The sequence below is a fragment of the Algibacter sp. L3A6 genome, from assembly GCF_009796825.1.
GTDB lineage: Bacteria > Bacteroidota > Bacteroidia > Flavobacteriales > Flavobacteriaceae > Algibacter.
Genome location: NZ_CP047030.1, coordinates 2,606,500 through 2,624,633, shown reverse-complemented (window position 1 = coordinate 2,624,633; position 18,134 = coordinate 2,606,500). Strand labels below are relative to the sequence as shown.

Below are 18,134 nucleotides of genomic sequence, written 5' to 3'. Positions count from 1 at the left end.
ATTTTAATTAATCGTGATTATGACCTTCGTGGCCTGGTTGTGTGCTAGATTTAACAGCTCTTGATGCTGCCGCAGCAGAAATACCAGGAACTGTTTGTGTAGTTGTAGCTTGTGGAGATGCATTATCATCTGTTTTCACAAAAGCTGCAATTTTAACTATTTCTTTACCTTTTTCAGTATTAGCTGTAAGCGTTAAACTCTTAGAGATTTTCCCTTTACCACTACCATTATATTTCACTGTAAATTCACCTGTTTCCCCAACAGCTAAAGGCTCTCTAGACCAATCTTCTGGTACTGTACATCCACAAGACGTTCCAATATTAGTAATTACTAATGGCGCGTTACCAGTATTTTTATATTTAAAAACTGTTTGAACAGATTTTTTAGCTTCTATCTCTCCAAAATCATGAGTAGTCTCTTCGAACTCAATTACAGGAAAGTTAGACGCACTAGCATCTCTTACTGCAGCTGCAGTAACATTTGCTTCTTCAATTTTTTTTGCTGCGTTTTCTTCTTTACAAGAAGTTAAAGCTAATACACATAATGCGCTTAATCCTAATATAACCTTTTTCATTTTTAATATATTTTTAATTGAAGTTACAAAAATAACAATTATTTAGTCGAATTGAAATTTTTGTAATACTCTTAACATTAATTACATTAAACCTCTACCAATTTTATTTAAATTTCCGGCTTCGGTATACTCTTTTACAAGCTTATCTAGAATACCATTAATAAACACGCTACTTTTTGGAGTAGAATATTCTTTAGCTATTTCTAAATACTCATTAATAGTAACTTTCGCAGGGATAGATGGAAAACTTTTCACTTCACAAATAGCCATTTGCAACAATACGTAATCTACATTAGCAATACGGTCTGAATCCCAGTTTTGAGTTTTAAGCTCAATCTCTTTGTTTATAGCAGTTCTATTCAATAATGTTTTTCTAAACAAATCGATAGCAAATTGCTTATCCTCAGAGTCCTTATATAAACGAGGAGTAAAATGGTTTTCCGAAGTGCTTAACTTTACCTTTCTAAGTAATTTTAAAATGGTAGTATTTACAGTAGGTAAATCATCCAACCAAGTTAAATTTTTATCTTCCAAATATTCGTAAAGTTTTTCGTTTGGAGCGATAATTTCTTTAAAAACATCAACTAAAAACTCTTTATCTTCCTTAAAGCTAGAAGTATTAGTTTCCATGTAGTTTTTATAAAGTTCACTTGCTGTAATGGCTTTAAAAATAACATCTACATACTCGCTATCCAATTCCCAGTTCTTAACATCATACAGATCTAATTTGTCTTTTAAGTCCAAATTATTCAATAAAATTTTAAAAACTTCATTGTTTACAAACTTACGGTTTGGGTCTTTATCTTCTTTTGTGGCAAGGTGCTTGTTTTGTTTTTTCACTAAGTTACTCTCAGCTCTTTTTTGAACTTCAATTATAAGTGAAATAAGCAATAAGTATAAGTTATACATATTATCTATGCTAAACAGCAGAAATTTTTGATCTTTACTAAAATCATCACTTTCACTACCTTTAAAGGCATACATGGTTTGCATTACTTTTACACGAATATGTCTTCTATTTAGCATCATTACAAAGAACTTATTATGGTTTGAAAAATTTTATTGCTTTCGTGCGGCAAAAATAACACTATATTTAAATAAAAGCTGCTTTTAAACACTTTATTATTTCGATAATACTTTAAGCTATTTTTAACAATTGCTTATCGCATATCAATATCTCAATTATAATGAATACCCTATATTTGTAACTTATTTCCTTTAAAATAAATGAAAGAATTACAGCACTTAAATAAGTACTTTCTAAAATACAAAACCAATCTATTAATCGGGATTTTTATTACCATAATTGCCCGTATGTTTTTGTTATTTACGCCTCGGTATGTAAAAAAAATATTTATTGTAATAGAAAAATATTTCAATGAAGAAATGCCTATTGAAGCCTTTAAAGCCGAGCTCCTTGAAGCTATTTTATTCATTATAGGTGCCGCAATTATTGGTGGTATCCTTACATTTTTTATGCGACAATATATTATAAATGTATCGAGATATATTGAATTCGATTTAAAAAATGAAATTTATGAGCAGTACCAAAAGTTATCTTTAAATTTCTATAAGAAAAACAGAACAGGTGACTTAATGAACCGTATTAGTGAAGATGTTGGACGTGTAAGAATGTACGCTGGCCCAGCCATAATGTATAGCATAAACACGGTAACTCTTTTTGTAATTGCGTTAATATATATGTTTGAAGAATCGCCATCTTTAGCGCTTTATACCATATTACCACTACCTATATTATCCATTGTAATCTACAAATTAAGTAAAGAAATACATAGACGAAGTACCATTGTACAAGAGTATTTATCTAAACTTTCCACCTTTACACAAGAGTCTTTTAGTGGCATTTCGGTAATAAAAGCATATGGTATTGAGCCACAAACTTCGGCAAATTTCTCTACCCTCGCGGCAGAAAGTAAAGAAAAACAAATAGATTTAGCCCGTGTACAAGCTTGGTTTTTCCCAATGATGCTTTTGCTAATTGGTGTAAGTAACCTAATTGTAATTTACATTGGTGGTATGCAATATATTAATGGTGAAATTGAAAGTATTGGTACCATTGCCGAATTTATAATTTACGTAAACCTACTAACTTGGCCAGTAGCAACCGTTGGTTGGGTAACATCTATTGTTCAGCAAGCGGAAGCTTCACAAAAAAGAATAAATGAGTTTTTAAGAATAGAGCCCGAAATAAAAAACACTGTTGAAACAGATACTGAAATCACTGGCGATATTGAGTTTAAAAACGTGACGTTTACTTATGATGACACTAATATTACCGCTCTAAAAAATATTAGTTTCCATGTAAAAGAAGGCGAAACACTTGCCATTATAGGAAAAACAGGATCAGGAAAATCTACTATTTTAGATTTAATTGGTCGTCTATATGATATTGATGAAGGTTCTATAATAATTAATAAACAAAAAATTGATCAAGTAAATTTATCGAATTTAAGAGACAGTATTGGTTATGTACCGCAAGAAGCGTTCTTGTTTTCCGATAGTTTAAAAAACAACATTAAATTCGGTAAAGAAGATGCTACCGATGAAGAAGTGATTGAAGCTGCTAAAAATGCACAGGTTCATAAAAACATTATTAAATTTAATCATGGATACGATACCGTTTTAGGTGAACGTGGCATTACGCTTTCCGGAGGACAGAAACAACGTGTTTCCATAGCTAGAGCGATTATAAAACTACCTAAAATTTTACTTTTCGACGATTGCTTATCGGCTGTTGATACTGAAACGGAAGAAAAAATCCTTAAAAATCTTAATAAAATCACAGAAGGAAAAACCACTATTATAGTAAGCCATCGTGTATCATCGGCTAAAAATGCAAACAAAATAATTGTGCTAGAAGATGGTGAAATTGTACAACAAGGTACACACGATACGCTAATAGATATAGATGGTTATTACAAACATTTATATTTAAAGCAATTAAGCGAAACCACTTCAAAATAAAACACTTACAGTTCTATTTGGTTTCTATGTGGGAATTAAATCTTACTTTTTGAAAAGAAACTCCTTAAAAGGTTGGTTTGTTTAGGTTTTTTTTAGATTTTTGAGACACTAGAATTAAAAACAAATTTCTATATAATTATGAACAATAATGGTATGATGGAGAAAGAGGAGATTTTTTCAAAGGTATTGAGAGCAGGAAGGCGTACTTACTTTTTTGATGTAAGAGCAACGAAGGCAGAAGATTATTATTTAACAATTACTGAAAGTAAAAAGTTTACTAATGATGATGGCTCGTTTCATTATAAAAAACATAAAATTTATATTTATAAAGAAGATTTTGCAGAGTTTAAAGATATTCTAGGTGAAATGACCGATTATATTATAAATGAAAAAGGCGACGAAGTAATAAGTGAACGTCATCAAAAAGATTTCAAGAAAGAATATGATAATACAGTTGACGATGGATCTCGCGTTACTGAAGCCGAATTAAAAACACCAGAAAGCTTTACTGATATTAGTTTTGATGATATCTAAAGCATTTCAAAATATATAAACAAAAAAATCCGTTGCTAAAAAAGTAACGGATTTTTTTATGCCTTAACCGCAAGTAGCGCCAAAAATAAACTACCTAAAATATAGCCAAGTGCTATTTGCCATCCTAATGTTATCAATACAATTAAGAATACTATTAACAACCAAATAGGCACCAAAGTAATAGCTATTGCAAAACGAAAGGTTCCAACAAATTCAACATCATTAACTTTAGGCTGAGCAATAAACTTCCAAACTAAATACGGTAAAATCAAAGTACATATGAGTAGAAATTTTACTCCGCTCTTCAATAAACCTGGTTTCTTATGGGTATTAATTTTAGATGATGTACCTCGGTTTTCTAAAAAATCATGAATTGCTTTAGGATTAATAAAGCTCACATTCAAATCGTTAAGCTTCGTAATCGTTTCTGTATATGTATGTGAAGGTATATGTATTGTAAGTTTTGATATTTCAGAATGAATTTTATTTTTTAAATTTATCACTGCTTCGTTTCTTTTTTCCGAAGCATAGTCTTTTACCGCAATAGTCTCACCGAAATATAACGAAGCCGAATCTCCAAACCGCTCAGCATTCTGGTAATTTAATCCAACCGGAATAAGCTGTAAATCGATATCGGGATAAGCATCCAAAGTATCAAAAACAATACGTGTAAACCCTTTACTTAAAGGCCGTACGGTTCGTTTTAAATTATGATTACCTTCTGGAAAAATAGCCACCATTTCATTCTTATTCAATATGCCCGAACAAGCCTCAAATATGGCTTTATTATTATTAATTGTGTTCCAACCATCACGAATTCTATAAACGGGTAGCATTTGCAAGCTTCTCAATATTTTGCCTACTAATGGTTTTTTAAAAACAGCTGCTCTTGTTAGAAAATAAGGAAACCTTCCCGATTGTGTACCAATTATCAATGCATCTAGCAACGCGTTTTGATGATTCGATAATAGTAGTAAAGGTTTATTTTGAGGTATGTTTTCCGCATTAAAAACATCGATTTTCTTGTAATAGAAAAACAATCCTATTTTAATATACAACCGTACACTATGTAACCAAATTTTATTCAATAGTACTTTTATTATGTTTTACTTTTTAGACCAATACGTGGCCAATAGTAGTCCTGAAATAATATGCCATATTCCCCAAAACGCAGCTAAAATAGCCATTCCTCCTAACCCATTAAAAAATGAAAAGATCAGTAGTAAGCCCAATCCTGAATTTTGAATACCAGTTTCTATCGCTAACGTTTTTTGATCCACAAAGGACAGTTTAAAAGCCTTCGCTAATAAAAACCCAAGTAAAATTGCGAGTATATTATGTCCTATTCCAAGTATTAAAACATGATGAATATAGTCATTAAACACATCTATGTTTTTAGAAAACGCAATAACAACAATAGCCGCAAAAATAACAATAGATAATGGTTTTAGCAGTTTATACAGCTTAACAGCAAAGTCCGTTCTGTAATGGCGTAATAACATCCCCAAAATTAAAGGAACTCCAAGTATTATTAAAACTAATTGTATTAAATCGAATGGATTTAGTGCCACATTTTTTAAAATTTGCGCCGTTGGAGGATACAAATTTCCATAAAACTGAAAGTTAAAAGGTGTCATAAAAACAGCTGCAAAGGTTGCAAATGCAGTTAAACTTATGGAAAGCGCCGTATTTCCTTTGGCTAAATGCGTCATGAAATTAGAAATATTTCCACCAGGACAAGCGGCCACCATCATCATACCTAAAGCAATGCTTGGTTGGGGTTTCACAATATAAACAACACAAAAAGTAATGAAAGGTAATAATACAAACTGACTTAAAACACCAACTAAAACGGCTTTAGGTTGCTTAAATAAAATTTTAAAATCGTTTAAACTAATCCCCAATGAAACTCCAAACATAACAACAGCTAACGCGATGTTTAAAACCCATAGCCCATTACTATCAAAGTTGATTTTTACATCATCAAGTTCTTGCATATGTTATGAAACTGTTGTTCCGTTTTTTACTTTATGTTCCGGGTTTAACAATACAACATCTTTACCATCTACAGCACCAACAACCAAACATTCACTCATAAAATTAGCGATTTGTTTCTTCGGAAAATTAACAACAGCCACAATTTGCTTCTGTATTAAATCTTCTTTTTTATAAAGTGTGGTAATTTGTGCCGATGTTTTTTTTATGCCTAAATCTCCAAAATCAATGGTTAATTGATAAGCTGGTTTTCTTGCTTTCGGAAAATTGTTCACCTCCAGAATAGTACCGACTCTTAAATCCACTTTTGTAAAATCTTCGAAAGTTATTGCTTGGTTCATTTTTTAAAAATACAAATAATCCCGAACTTAGCATAAAACTTTTAACTATGGCTCAAACTCCATCCAACATGCTTCCCTTAGGAACAAAAGCACCTCATTTTTCATTGCTAGATACCGTATCTGGAGAAACTCTAGATCTCAATGTTTTAAACGGTGAAACCGGCACTGTAATTATGTTTATTTGTAACCACTGCCCTTTTGTAATTCATGTAAATGAAGAATTAGTAGCCATAGCTAACACATATTTGGAAAAAGGTATCAAATGTATCGCTATTTCTAGTAATGATGTGGTTAACTATCCACAAGATAGTCCTGAAAAAATGAAGCTTCATGCGGAAACAGAAGTGTATCCTTTTCCTTATTTGTATGATGAAAGTCAAGCTGTAGCAAAAGCTTATGATGCTGCTTGCACACCAGATTTTTATGTATTCAACGGAAATTTAGAATTAACTTATAGAGGGCAATTAGACGATTCTAGACCAGGCAACGGCGTTCCTGTTACTGGTAAAGATTTACGTCACGCTATAGATTGCTTAGTGAATAACACTAGTAATAATGCGCCACAGAAACCAAGTATTGGCTGCGGTATAAAATGGAAAAAGGCTTAATTAATTTTTAATTGAAAAATGCCTACATCTAGCCAAGTATCAAACTTAAATCCAACTTCTTTTAAATGTGCCACCTGAGTAAAACCAAATTTTTCGTGTAGCTTAACGCTTGCAGGATTCGGAATGGTTAAAACACCCAAAACCGATTTAAAATTACGTTGCTTTAACTGCTCAAGTAGTTCGGTGTATAGTTTAGAACCTATTTGCTTTCCATGCGCTCCGTTTTTAACATATACTGTAGATTCTACAGTATAATTATAGGCTGGTTTCGGCCTAAATTTACTACCGTAAGCAAAACCTAAAATCTCATTATTGTCTTCAAAAACTATACACGGGTAATCTTTTAAAATAAGTTCTAACTTTTCGGTAAAAGCATTTAAGGATAAAGCCGCTTCATCAAAAGTAACCGTAGTATGTATTACATAATAATTGTAAATTTCTAAAAGCGCGCTAGTATCGGCAAGAGTTGCTTTTCTTATCATTTTAAATCCAACCTTTAAGTTTTATTAAATTTTCAATGTGCGCATAATGGTGATTACTATGCCAAGCGTAATTACCAACATTAAAGTTTAATGGCACTTCACTATTTGTTTCCGGATGAATAAAACAAGCTTGCAAAGCTTCTTCCGATAAGGTTTTTAACAAATACACCAGTTTAAAATGTATGGCACGCAAATGCTCTAAAGACATTTCTATGGGTGCAGATTTAGAATCTATTAATTCCGCCCAACGCTCTTCAAAATATGCTTTTATTACTGGCTTATCTTCTGTTAAAGCCCATTTAAAACGTGTATAACTATGGTGATGACTATCGGATAAATGATGAATAACTTGCCTAATAGTCCAACCTTCTGGTCTATATGGCGTATCTAGCTGTTGGTCTGTTAAGTCTTTAACTAAACCTTCTAGTCTATTAGGAAAGTGCTCTAATATAGAAATCCAGCCCGCTAGATGTTCTTTAGTAATATTGCTAGGGCAAGAAAATTGACCTATTGGGTATTTAAGCTGTTGGAGTTCTTTATCTGTCATAAAAACAAATATAAAACAATGCTAGCTAATTTCTACCATATCATTTTCTACAAAATTTATGGCCATATCTAACTCTTTAAAATGCTTTATAGTACCTTTAAAAAAGAGTTTTTCGATAATAGCATTAGACAGTCGTGTTTTGTCTGAAACCACAATATAAGATTTTAAGAAATAGCTATTTTTAAAAAACCTTATCCAATCGGAAGCCATAACCGAATACGAATTAATTCTATTAGATATAAAATTAATAGTTGCTCCATCTGGCGTACCTAAGTATCCAAAAACATCGTCAATAATTATTTTTGCATGTACATCCCAAGTAAAATCAACACCTTGATTCACTTCGGAAACAACACACTTTTCGAAAATAAAAACGTTGCCAAATTCGTAATTAAATTCTTTCAAAACCATTGGGTAAAAATCCGATTCTCTTACACTAATCATACTACAAAAATAGATTTAACCAGAAAATTGAAAGAATAAAATCGATGAATTAAAATAATTATCAGTCCTTTGGTATCGCCAAAATACAACAATAAAAAAGCACCCTAAAAAAGGGTGCTTATTCTTATTTAATCTATATAAAACCTTGTTGCTAAGTCTATTAATAACAAGAAAAAACAACATGTATCATGTTCTATTTTCAGTCATTATTCAACTTAAAAACTAAGCCTGTTTAGCTTACTTTACATCCATAAGTTCTACATCGAAAACCAATGTTGCATTTGGAGGAATAACACCACCTGCACCAGCACTACCGTAACCTAAGTGACTCGGAATTACTAAACGTGCCTTATCGCCTACTTTTAATAAGCTAATACCTTCATCCCATCCTGGAATAACCTGTCCTACTCCAATTGGAAAATCAATTGGTGAATTACGTTTGTATGATGAATCGAAAACAGTACCATCAGCCAATTGGCCTTTATAGTGTACAGAAACCGTTTTACCTTTTTCTGCTTTTGCACCATTACCTTCTTGAATAATTTGGTAACGTAAACCACTTTCAGTTTTTTCAAACCCAGCAGCCAATTTATCCAATTCCGCTTCACCAGCAGCTTTAGCCTCAGCTAATTTTGCCTCACGAGAACCTTCAAACGTTCTAAATGCTTCAACACCGTTAAAAGCTTCAGCTTCCGCTCCAACTCTAACAATCTCTAAGGTATCAATTAAATCACCTTGTGCAATAGCATCTACTATATTTTGTCCTTCTACAACTTTACCAAAAACAGTATGCTTACCATCTAACCAAGCTGTTTCTACGTGTGTTATAAAAAACTGACTTCCATTAGTTCCAGGTCCTGCATTTGCCATAGACAATACTCCTGGTCCGTCATGTTTTAAATCTGGATGAAACTCATCATCAAATTTATAACCAGGACTTCCAGCTCCCGATCCTTGTGGACATCCACCTTGGATCATAAAATCTTCAATTACTCTATGGAATTTTAATCCATCGTAATAAGGTGTTCCTTGTGGTTTTACTTTGTTTTCAAGATTTCCTTCAGCTAAAGCTACAAAGTGCCCAACTGTTCCTGGCGTTTTTTTGTACTCTAAAGCAACTAGAATTTCTCCTTTTGTTGTATTAAATTTTGCGTATAATCCGTCTTGCATGATTGTTATTTTTAAGAAAGTGCAAATATACGGAAGTAAGTTTGTAGATAAGAAACTTGTGGTTTATTTTTTCGCTTTCGCGGAAAGAGAACATCACCAACACTTTATATCGTTAAAACTATGTTCCTTTTTATATTTTTAGAGAATGAGATGGTTTGCTTGGTTTTGATAGTTTAAATTCCGGTTTTATTGTTTTTGTAACCACACCCTAATTTCTTTTCGTAAAGAAACCTCAGGTTTTGGTAACGGAATTTTTTGTCCAAATTGTTTACTTTTATTAAATTTTGAATACATAATTTTATGTTTTTTCCACGCTTCTGGATACAATTCCAAGAACTTGTTAAAAAAACTTTGCTCATTAATTTTTCCTTCTATTTTAGAAAGTACGTCTTTAAATTTTTCCTCTTGTTCTATAATCATGTTGATATCATGTAGTAATAAATGAAACTTTTTAGTCTCTGTTTTTATTTCTCTTAATTGTGGTTAATGGGTTTGTATGCACCGATTTTTCTAAGGAAAACCTGATGTAACAGAATGCATTTACTCTTGATTAAGCACTAAACTAAGTATTATTTATATAGAGTGTTAGCTGTAGTATTTTCGTTTTTATTGTCGTTTCACTTTTGGAAAAATCTGTTCAAAATAGTTCTCTCCGTTTTGTTTAAGTTGTTTACTAAATAATGTTAATTTATTGTTTGTATCGTAATCAAATTTAAAAGTTCTGGTTGGAAGAACAGAACTAGACTTTCCCCAATAGCCATCTCTAATTATTTTCTCAATTCTGCCTTGATTATCATAAGAATAAGAGTCTTCCATAAAATTATTATCTGAGTGATAAAATAGCACTTTATTTAACTTATTGTTTTCGAAAATTGAAATGTAAATTTGATTGAGTTCTGGTTCTTTAGGTGTTCCATCATAATGTAATCCGATATTGTTTTGGTTTTCATCCTTGATTTGATAAAAACAAGTATTTATCCAACTTTTCCCCAACTGCTTTGAAAAATATATAGTATCATCCAATAATCTATTTTCAAATTTCCCTTCTAAGTTTTTTGGTGTCCGTTTATATACTTTAGGTTTATTCATTTGATTCATTTCTGAATTGTATTTATGAAAACCTAAATAACAATCACTATAGGTTTTTGTATAGTCTTTAACTTCATTAATAAGTTTCAGATGCTGTGAAAACTTGTCTTTATGAAATTTGAAAGTATCCTTTACGAATTTTTCATTATTATTAATCATATTGTATGATTTGCGAGTTTTTTTTATATTACAGCTAACGTAAAGTATAAGAAACGTAGGGCAGTTGATAAGCACTTTCGTTACGGTTTATTACTTAGCTAAATATAAATATTTTGCTTTTATCTTTTCTACTTTAAACGCCAAATTTTATATTTAACGGACTTTATTATTATTATTATGCACGGAACTTTCTATTTAGCACAAACGCCCTATGTTTTTTATACACTGTTGTAACACGTTTTTATTTTTCCGTTTTTACTAATTCAGTATATTTTTCATTGAATACATAAATTAAAATTGCGATTGTCAGAAATATAGTTTTTTTCAACAATTCAGAGGTTACAATTTCGTCTCCAAGAAAAATTTTTATTGATTTTCCGATTAAGGAAAGTCCGTGACCAAAAATTAGGATTATCGCACCAATTTTAATTCCGTTTTTAGCATATTTATTTTCTGTTAATATTAGAATTAATAGTAATCCTTGAATTCCACAAGTAATTATTGCGAATAAATTTCCTGTTCCAAGGACATATAAATTCCAGCTTGATAGTAAAATCAGATATCCAATTAGAGAATATTCGAAGATTTTATTCTTAAATATTGTTTTTTCCATTTAGTTTGGTCAAATATGTTACAACGTTTAGTATAAGCATAGTCTCGTATTTATTTAAGCCTAAAACAGTAATTATTTTTAGACATCATTGTAAGACGTTTTATTCACAATCTATGTCTGAGATGTTTCTGGCTTCTAAAATATTTACCACCTCATAGGTGCTGTCATAATCAGCAGCAAATCCATCTTCTGATTTTCCTTTATCAATAATTGCAATACTCACAAATATTGGAGAGTAAGGCGCTTTGTTTTTTATTAACTTGAAATATAACTTAGTCAGTTCCTCTTCCGCTATAATCCAAAATTCCTTATCATCTCCACAAGGGGAAAAACTACTAACCTCATGACCTAACGTTATTCTTCCTCTTAAAATATTTTGTGCACTATCAGATTTAGATTCACTTTTTTCAGAGTAAACAGGGAAATCTGTATTAACTTCTGAGTTTTGTTCTAGTATCTTTTCGTTTGTAACATTTTCAACGATTGTTTTCTGCTTTTCCTTACAAGAAATTAAAAATAGGTTAACAACAAATAGAACTAATAACGGTTTGTATATATTTTTTAATTTCATGCTTTTTTATGATAATTATCTTTTTCTAAATTGCTTAAGGGAAATAAGAGGTTAATTTTAACTAAAACAGTAATTATTTATACACAGTCTTTACTCCTTTAATTTTTATTAAATCTATTCATTTAGCAATTCAACTAGAGTTTTATTTGAGGCTTTAATTTTTCCTTCGGGTATTTTTCCATTAAAATAAGAATTGCATAAGCTTGTAACCCATTTATTTTCTCCCAATTTCAAATGGTTAGCAATCAATTCAAAATCCTCTGTGATATATGCAGACAAATCGTCAGATTCTGTTTTTCTAAAAACCAATTTAAAAATTTCCTCTAGCTCTCTTTCCAAATTTATTTTTTCAGCACTCATTTCATTCCAAGCCTTTATCCATTGACTAGAAAATAAGTCAGAATCTCTAGAATCTAAAATATCGTCTATTGACTTCAACTCAATTCTTTTTAATATTGATTCAAGTGAAATAATAAACTTATTTGTCAATTTTTCTATTTCCATATTCCTTTATAATATCTATTTAACAAAAATCTTGGTTTAAATCTAAACAGCTAATATTTTTCAGATTTTTTGACTGTTTTTTTTTAATTTTTGGAGGATTGACCTTGATATATATCGAATTTCACTAAAGCTTTTTTGGGGTTTAATTTTTAGATAATATTTTTTCCCATAGTTTGAAAACGGATTTTTTAAACTTTACTAATCTGTTTTTAGAAACTTCCCGACAACAAACCTATTTCACCTTCAATTCATGAAATTTATTTCGAATAACCAAACCAATTGGTCGGTTCTGAATTTTAGATTCTAACCAAGAAATAATATCTAGATATAAAAACGCTCGACTTTGGTAGGGATCGTTTTCGTATTCCTTTAATTTTTTATGCAGTTTCTTAAATTCGTTCTTCACCTCATGCGGATAGATATCACCTAAACCTCTTAAAAACTTGATAAATTCTTTTTGTACTTCATATAAATCTTCCATTTTAATTAAAAACTTATACGTACTCTTTATAAGCACATCGAGGTTGTAATCTAAACCGGCCTCGTAATGCGCCACAAGATTTAAAATACGAGAAAAACACAGCAAATCTTCACGCATTTGTAAAGACTTATTGCTTATAATTTTATCTAAAAACTGAATACATTTTTTGTTCTCGCCAGCTCCAAAATACATACTCGCCATTTTGTAATAAAACACCATAACGTGATGCTCATCAATACGGTTTTTGTAGAATTTCAATTCGTCCAAAACAGTATCTACAAGCGGTAAGCCTTCGTCAAAGCTTCCTTCAATAAAATGTAAATTAAACTTGTTATTATAAATATACAAAAAAGCTAAACCGTCTAAATTATCATCTTTAGGGAACCATTTTTCTTTGGTTACACCTTCAAACTTAATTAAGCTCTCTTTGAATTTATCGTATTTCCTTAAAAAGTAAAGCGACTCTAATAAATAATTATTTCCGCTTAAAAAAAACACAGGGTTTAACTCAATCATTTCTTCTTTCGCATAAAATAAATCTACCCATTTTAGAGAATATTTATAGCACGACAAAAAATCGACGGTTAAAAAACTATACCACAGGTAAGATTTGTATAGCCATAGCTTTTCACGAAAACCTAACTCATGTATATCGTATTTTGGTAAACGATCGTTAAAGTATTTAGTAACCTGTTTATAATCTTCATCATTCTTTATGTATCCTATTTTTAGATACAAGCCGTACAATTGCAGAGATAAAGTAGATAGTTTACTAGCCAAAACATTATGCAAACTAAGCTCTTTGGCTTGTATAGTAAGCTCATCGGCACGATTACTTAAACTTCTAGTAATATATTGCGATTCTATAACTTTTTCGAGCTCGACCACCTCGTAAGCCACATTTTTTTCTTCGTTTAAAATGGCTAAACTTTTTGCTTTATCTAAAAGTTTCAAACTCTGTTTGTAAAGTCCTTTATGATAAAGTATGGTTGCAAAATCGAGTTGTTCGCGTATTTGTAGTCTAATATCTTTATGCGACGGATTTAACCTTAAACTAATTAATATTTGCTTATAAAGGTGTGCCTTTAAATTAGAGAGTTGTTGCTTTTTAACAATACCCTTCTTTAAAATAAAAGCCTCATCATAAACCGATAATTTATCGAGAATATTAAACAGCATTAAAAACTTAGAGTCCTCATTTACTCCCAATCGTCCTACATAAAGCTTAAATTGTCGCTTTTCGGATTTAGAAAGTGATTTCACTAGCACAAACAAATTATCTTTTTGCTCTTTCGTCATAGGTGTAAAACCAACGTTAATTGATTGATTATTAATACATTAACTACATAATTACAACTTTAAACATCGTAATAACCCAAGGTTGTATTATCCTTTTCGTTAAGCAAAATATAACTTCGTAGAACAATAAGAAAATATATTTTAATAAATGTCTGATAATAAAGTCCAAATTTTCGATACAACACTAAGAGATGGTGAACAAGTCCCTGGGTGTAAACTAAATACCGAGCAAAAATTAATAATAGCCGAACAGCTAGATTTTTTAGGTGTTGATATTATTGAAGCTGGTTTTCCCGTTTCGAGTCCTGGTGATTTTAAGTCGGTTGAAGAAATTTCTAAAATTGTAAAAAACGCGACCGTTTGTGGTTTAACCCGCTCGGTAGAAAATGATATAAAAGTAGCTGCCGAAGCTTTAAAGTATGCTAAATTACCTAGAATACATACAGGTATTGGCACATCGGATTCTCATATAAAATTCAAATTTAAATCTACACAAGATGCCATAATAGAACGTGCCGTTAGAGCCGTTACTTATGCAAAATCTTTTGTGGAAGATGTTGAATTTTATGCTGAAGATGCAGGTAGAACTGATAACGAATATTTAGCACGTGTTTGCGAAGCCGTAATTAAAGCTGGAGCAACGGTATTAAACATACCAGATACTACAGGGTATTGCTTACCTAGTGAATATGGTGCAAAAATTAAATACTTAAAAGAGAACGTAAAAGGTATAGACAAAGCAATTTTATCTTGTCACTGCCATAACGATTTAGGTTTAGCAACAGCAAACTCTATAGAAGGTGTAATTAATGGTGCGCGCCAAGTAGAGTGTACTATTAATGGTATTGGCGAACGTGCTGGTAACACTGCTTTAGAAGAAGTTGTTATGATTTTAAAACAACATCCATACCTTAACTTAGATACCAACATTAAAACAGAAATGCTTTATGGCTTAAGCCAATTGGTTTCAGATAGTATGGGGATTTACACACAACCTAACAAAGCCATTGTTGGTGCTAATGCTTTTGCACACAGCTCAGGAATTCACCAAGATGGTGTGATTAAAAATCGTGAAACTTACGAAATTATCGATCCTAAAGATGTTGGTGTTACAGAATCTGCTATAGTATTAACCGCCCGTAGTGGTCGTGCAGCACTAGCTTACAGAGCCAAAAATGTTGGGTACGAGTTAACAAAACTTCAATTAGACGTGATTTATACAAATTTCTTAGATTACGCCGATAAGAAAAAAGAAGTTGTAGATAGCGATATCCATAAAATAATAGAAAGCAGTAAAATTTATAACGAAATTGTTTCGTCGTAATTCAAAAGTAACGCCCTACGCCTTACCTTTGGTAAAAATATAAATACCTAACACATGAAATTAAATATAGCCGTATTGCCAGGCGATGGAATTGGCCCAGAGGTCACCGCGCAAGCCGTAAAGGTATTAAAAGCCATTGCTATGGATTTTAATCACATATTTACTTTCAACCATGGTTTAGTGGGCGCAGGTGCCATAGACAAAACGGGAAATCCGTTGCCACAAGAAACCGTTGATATCTGTAAAAAAGCAGATGCCGTACTTTTTGGAGCCATTGGCCGTACCTCTTTCGATTTAGATCCTAATGCAAAAATACGCCCAGAACAAGGTTTATTAGGTATTCGTAAAGAATTAGGTTTACATACAAACATACGCCCAGTAATAGCCTACGAAGATTTGTTAAGCAAATCTTCCCTAAAAGTGAAGCAAATTAAAGATGTAGATATCTTAATTTATCGCGAACTTACAGGTGGTATTTATTTTGGAGAACATACGCTAAGCGAAGATGGTAACACAGCAACCGATACTTGTACTTACAGCAGGTACGAAATCGAGCGCATAGCACATGCCGCTTTTAAAGCTGCGCAAGCCAGAAAAAAGAAAATTACACTTGTAGATAAAGCAAACGTTTTAGAAAGCTCACGCCTTTGGAGACGTATCGTGCAAGAAATTGCACCGCAATATCCAGATGTAAAATTAAAATACATGTATATTGATAATGCCGCTATGGAACTCATTATCAACCCAAGACAATTTGATGTTATTTTAACCGAAAATATGTTTGGCGATATCCTTTCCGAAGAAGCCAGCGTTATTGTAGGTTCAATTGGCCTATTGGCATCCGCATCATTAGGCGACAAATTTGCCATGTTCGAGCCTATTCACGGCGCTTACACCAAAGCAGCCAACAAAGGCATTGCAAACCCAATAGCATCCATTTTATCGGCCGCTATGCTGTTAGATCACTTTGGTTTAGACGAAGAAGCTAACCGTGTTCGCGAAGGTGTAGATAAATCATTAAAATTACACATTACAACACCCGATTTAAATAACAAATACGATAACATTAGCACCACCAAGGTTGGAGATTTCATCGAAGATTTCATAAACAATCCCGACGAAACCAATCTAAACTTTACCAACATACATTTAGGGCAATCTACTATTATTTAATTAGAATATCGAAAAACCCATACCTAGCGCATTTTTTTAAAGTGCGCTTTTTTTATACCATTTTTTTCGGGGCGTTACCCAAGGGTCGGGCTTTCCGCAGTCGCTTTTTTGTGTTGCAATAGGTGCAACAACACAAAAAGAGCTCCAACAATGCTGCAATCTCTAACGCAAGTATCCGCTAAGGTTTTAGAACAAGTATTAAGTAATTGTTTCTTTGTAGAGATTTACACTTTCAAAACAGAATATACGGTATAAAACCCTAATCTTCCCGTTTAGACAATCGTGTTGCTATTATGGTAATAATTAATATTTGCGACGCATGAAACAGCATTAAAGGCAATAAAACAATACCAATAGAAGCCATATTCCCAAATATAATTTTAGAAAACACAGTACCATGTACTAAAGATTTCTTGGTGCCGCAAAATTGCGCCGTAATCTGGTCTTCCTTGTTAAAATTCATTTTTCTGGACAATAAACCAATCAAAACAAAAACAATAAAAAATAACACCAACACGGCTACAAAAAGCAATAACAAATCGAATACCGAAACCGAACTAAATATGTTTCCTGTAAAAGATTCAGCAAAACTCTTGTAAATAATAAGCAGAATAATAGATTTATCAAAAAGCGTAAGTTTCGCACTATGCTTTTGAACAAAAGCACCAAAATAGCGCTGTAACCCAAGCCCTAAAACAACAGGTAAAATAATTTGAACAATAAGTTTAATGTAAATAGCCGTAAAGTCAAAATCGGTTTGCTCATCATTAACAAAAAGCCCCATCCAGAGTGGCGTTAAAGCAACACCAATAATACCAGAAATACTAGCGTTAAAAATTGCAGCAGGTATATTGCCTTTTGCCATAGACACCATAACCACAGATGATGATACCGTAGATGGTAACGCCGCTAAAAAAAAGAAAGCCAGCCAAATGGTTTCTTGAGCCTCATTTTGTATTAAAGGACGCAAAGCAAGCACTAACATAGGGAAAATTAAAAACGTAGCACTTTGCACTAGCACATGTAGCTTCCAGTTTTTAAGTCCTGCTTTTAGCTTTGCCGGACTCAACTTAAGCCCGTAAAAAAAGAATATAAGCGAAATTCCTATCGCACTAATCGTGTCGATAGGAATTTTGCTTTCACTTACGCCCCATTGCGGGAAAAAATAAGCGAATATTATAACACCAATAATAGATAAAACAAATTTATCAATTTTAATTTTATGCATCTTTAAAATTATA

21 protein-coding genes are annotated in these 18,134 nt (G+C 32.0%); 5 read left to right on the top strand and 16 right to left on the bottom strand.

Annotated elements, in window-relative coordinates; genetic code table 11:
• Positions 1–7: 7 nt before the first annotated feature.
• Positions 8–574: a DUF1573 domain-containing protein gene (locus GQR98_RS11085; protein WP_159019553.1), complete on the bottom strand. Its 567-nt coding sequence runs from the start codon at positions 572–574 to the stop codon at positions 8–10.
• Between the two features lie 81 nt (positions 575–655).
• Complete coding sequence (gene nusB, locus GQR98_RS11080; protein ID WP_159019552.1) at positions 656–1,603, bottom strand: transcription antitermination factor NusB; 948 nt, start codon at positions 1,601–1,603, stop codon at positions 656–658.
• 198 nt (positions 1,604–1,801) lie between these two features.
• Here nusB and GQR98_RS11075 point away from each other — a divergent pair, with 198 nt between their 5' ends.
• Positions 1,802–3,559, top strand: a complete 1,758-nt coding sequence (locus tag GQR98_RS11075) for an ABC transporter ATP-binding protein (protein WP_159019551.1) — start codon at positions 1,802–1,804, stop codon at positions 3,557–3,559.
• A gap of 138 nt (positions 3,560–3,697) precedes the next feature.
• Positions 3,698–4,093: a PUR family DNA/RNA-binding protein gene (locus GQR98_RS11070; protein WP_159019550.1), complete on the top strand. Its 396-nt coding sequence runs from the start codon at positions 3,698–3,700 to the stop codon at positions 4,091–4,093.
• Positions 4,094–4,149: 56 nt separating this feature from the next.
• Here GQR98_RS11070 and GQR98_RS11065 read toward each other — a convergent pair whose 3' ends face one another.
• The 3 genes from GQR98_RS11065 to GQR98_RS11055 are packed head-to-tail and all read right to left on the bottom strand — an operon-like array spanning position 4,150 to position 6,429.
• Entirely contained in the window at positions 4,150–5,181 is a 1,032-nt protein-coding gene (locus tag GQR98_RS11065; RefSeq protein ID WP_233267997.1) for a lysophospholipid acyltransferase family protein, read from the bottom strand.
• A gap of 18 nt (positions 5,182–5,199) precedes the next feature.
• On the bottom strand, positions 5,200–6,090 hold the full coding sequence (locus GQR98_RS11060) for a bile acid:sodium symporter family protein (protein ID WP_159019549.1): 891 nt from the start codon (positions 6,088–6,090) through the stop codon (positions 5,200–5,202).
• Between the two features lie 3 nt (positions 6,091–6,093).
• Positions 6,094–6,429, bottom strand: a complete 336-nt coding sequence (locus GQR98_RS11055; RefSeq protein ID WP_159019548.1) for a tRNA-binding protein — start codon at positions 6,427–6,429, stop codon at positions 6,094–6,096.
• Between the two features lie 47 nt (positions 6,430–6,476).
• Here GQR98_RS11055 and GQR98_RS11050 point away from each other — a divergent pair, with 47 nt between their 5' ends.
• On the top strand, positions 6,477–7,037 hold the full coding sequence (locus GQR98_RS11050) for a thioredoxin family protein (protein WP_159019547.1): 561 nt from the start codon (positions 6,477–6,479) through the stop codon (positions 7,035–7,037).
• Here GQR98_RS11050 and GQR98_RS11045 read toward each other — a convergent pair.
• The 10 genes from GQR98_RS11045 to GQR98_RS11000 form a co-directional block, all read right to left on the bottom strand.
• Entirely contained in the window at positions 7,034–7,519 is a 486-nt protein-coding gene (locus tag GQR98_RS11045) for a GNAT family N-acetyltransferase (protein ID WP_159019546.1), read from the bottom strand. The genes GQR98_RS11050 and GQR98_RS11045 overlap by 4 nt on opposite strands.
• A gap of 1 nt (position 7,520) precedes the next feature.
• On the bottom strand, positions 7,521–8,066 hold the full coding sequence (locus GQR98_RS11040) for a YfiT family bacillithiol transferase (RefSeq protein WP_159019545.1): 546 nt from the start codon (positions 8,064–8,066) through the stop codon (positions 7,521–7,523).
• A gap of 21 nt (positions 8,067–8,087) precedes the next feature.
• On the bottom strand, positions 8,088–8,510 hold the full coding sequence (locus tag GQR98_RS11035) for a hypothetical protein (protein WP_159019544.1): 423 nt from the start codon (positions 8,508–8,510) through the stop codon (positions 8,088–8,090).
• A 237-nt stretch (positions 8,511–8,747) separates the two neighbouring features.
• Positions 8,748–9,680 (bottom strand): peptidylprolyl isomerase, encoded by a 933-nt coding sequence (locus GQR98_RS11030; RefSeq protein WP_159019543.1) that lies wholly within the window; start codon positions 9,678–9,680, stop codon positions 8,748–8,750.
• A 186-nt stretch (positions 9,681–9,866) separates the two neighbouring features.
• Positions 9,867–10,100 (bottom strand): hypothetical protein, encoded by a 234-nt coding sequence (locus tag GQR98_RS11025; protein WP_042495871.1) that lies wholly within the window; start codon positions 10,098–10,100, stop codon positions 9,867–9,869.
• Between the two features lie 186 nt (positions 10,101–10,286).
• Positions 10,287–10,928, bottom strand: a complete 642-nt coding sequence (locus GQR98_RS11020) for a hypothetical protein (protein ID WP_159019542.1) — start codon at positions 10,926–10,928, stop codon at positions 10,287–10,289.
• 241 nt (positions 10,929–11,169) lie between these two features.
• A complete protein-coding gene (locus GQR98_RS11015) occupies positions 11,170–11,541 on the bottom strand; it encodes a hypothetical protein (protein ID WP_159019541.1) in 372 nt (123 codons plus the stop codon).
• Positions 11,542–11,641: 100 nt separating this feature from the next.
• On the bottom strand, positions 11,642–12,112 hold the full coding sequence (locus GQR98_RS11010; RefSeq protein ID WP_159019540.1) for a hypothetical protein: 471 nt from the start codon (positions 12,110–12,112) through the stop codon (positions 11,642–11,644).
• A gap of 114 nt (positions 12,113–12,226) precedes the next feature.
• A complete protein-coding gene (locus GQR98_RS11005; protein ID WP_159019539.1) occupies positions 12,227–12,616 on the bottom strand; it encodes a hypothetical protein in 390 nt (129 codons plus the stop codon).
• Positions 12,617–12,848: 232 nt separating this feature from the next.
• Entirely contained in the window at positions 12,849–14,396 is a 1,548-nt protein-coding gene (locus tag GQR98_RS11000; protein ID WP_159019538.1) for a hypothetical protein, read from the bottom strand.
• Between the two features lie 148 nt (positions 14,397–14,544).
• On the opposite strand from GQR98_RS11000, the gene GQR98_RS10995 reads away from it, so the two are divergent.
• Both GQR98_RS10995 and leuB read left to right on the top strand, forming a co-directional pair.
• Positions 14,545–15,720 (top strand): 2-isopropylmalate synthase, encoded by a 1,176-nt coding sequence (locus GQR98_RS10995; RefSeq protein ID WP_159019537.1) that lies wholly within the window; start codon positions 14,545–14,547, stop codon positions 15,718–15,720.
• A gap of 54 nt (positions 15,721–15,774) precedes the next feature.
• Complete coding sequence (gene leuB, locus GQR98_RS10990; protein WP_159019536.1) at positions 15,775–16,893, top strand: 3-isopropylmalate dehydrogenase; 1,119 nt, start codon at positions 15,775–15,777, stop codon at positions 16,891–16,893.
• 259 nt (positions 16,894–17,152) lie between these two features.
• On the opposite strand, the gene GQR98_RS10985 is transcribed toward leuB, so the two are convergent.
• Positions 17,153–18,121, bottom strand: coding sequence for a bile acid:sodium symporter family protein (locus tag GQR98_RS10985; protein ID WP_159019535.1), 969 nt, complete (start codon positions 18,119–18,121; stop codon positions 17,153–17,155).
• Positions 18,122–18,134 lie beyond the last annotated feature (13 nt).

Bases quoted from the DNA above. Each gene is read 5' to 3' on its own strand.
- GQR98_RS11085 (WP_159019553.1), bottom strand. From the start codon at position 574: ATGAAAAAGGTTATATTAGGATTAAGCGCATTATGTGTATTAGCTTTA.
- nusB (WP_159019552.1), bottom strand. From the start codon at position 1,603: ATGATGCTAAATAGAAGACATATTCGTGTAAAAGTAATGCAAACCATG.
- GQR98_RS11075 (WP_159019551.1), top strand. From the start codon at position 1,802: ATGAAAGAATTACAGCACTTAAATAAGTACTTTCTAAAATACAAAACC.
- GQR98_RS11070 (WP_159019550.1), top strand. From the start codon at position 3,698: ATGAACAATAATGGTATGATGGAGAAAGAGGAGATTTTTTCAAAGGTA.
- GQR98_RS11060 (WP_159019549.1), bottom strand. From the start codon at position 6,090: ATGCAAGAACTTGATGATGTAAAAATCAACTTTGATAGTAATGGGCTA.
- GQR98_RS11055 (WP_159019548.1), bottom strand. From the start codon at position 6,429: ATGAACCAAGCAATAACTTTCGAAGATTTTACAAAAGTGGATTTAAGA.
- GQR98_RS11050 (WP_159019547.1), top strand. From the start codon at position 6,477: ATGGCTCAAACTCCATCCAACATGCTTCCCTTAGGAACAAAAGCACCT.
- GQR98_RS11045 (WP_159019546.1), bottom strand. From the start codon at position 7,519: ATGATAAGAAAAGCAACTCTTGCCGATACTAGCGCGCTTTTAGAAATT.
- GQR98_RS11040 (WP_159019545.1), bottom strand. From the start codon at position 8,066: ATGACAGATAAAGAACTCCAACAGCTTAAATACCCAATAGGTCAATTT.
- GQR98_RS11035 (WP_159019544.1), bottom strand. From the start codon at position 8,510: ATGATTAGTGTAAGAGAATCGGATTTTTACCCAATGGTTTTGAAAGAA.
- GQR98_RS11030 (WP_159019543.1), bottom strand. From the start codon at position 9,680: ATGCAAGACGGATTATACGCAAAATTTAATACAACAAAAGGAGAAATT.
- GQR98_RS11025 (WP_042495871.1), bottom strand. From the start codon at position 10,100: ATGATTATAGAACAAGAGGAAAAATTTAAAGACGTACTTTCTAAAATA.
- GQR98_RS11020 (WP_159019542.1), bottom strand. From the start codon at position 10,928: ATGATTAATAATAATGAAAAATTCGTAAAGGATACTTTCAAATTTCAT.
- GQR98_RS11015 (WP_159019541.1), bottom strand. From the start codon at position 11,541: ATGGAAAAAACAATATTTAAGAATAAAATCTTCGAATATTCTCTAATT.
- GQR98_RS11010 (WP_159019540.1), bottom strand. From the start codon at position 12,112: ATGAAATTAAAAAATATATACAAACCGTTATTAGTTCTATTTGTTGTT.
- GQR98_RS11005 (WP_159019539.1), bottom strand. From the start codon at position 12,616: ATGGAAATAGAAAAATTGACAAATAAGTTTATTATTTCACTTGAATCA.
- GQR98_RS11000 (WP_159019538.1), bottom strand. From the start codon at position 14,396: ATGACGAAAGAGCAAAAAGATAATTTGTTTGTGCTAGTGAAATCACTT.
- GQR98_RS10995 (WP_159019537.1), top strand. From the start codon at position 14,545: ATGTCTGATAATAAAGTCCAAATTTTCGATACAACACTAAGAGATGGT.
- leuB (WP_159019536.1), top strand. From the start codon at position 15,775: ATGAAATTAAATATAGCCGTATTGCCAGGCGATGGAATTGGCCCAGAG.
- GQR98_RS10985 (WP_159019535.1), bottom strand. From the start codon at position 18,121: ATGCATAAAATTAAAATTGATAAATTTGTTTTATCTATTATTGGTGTT.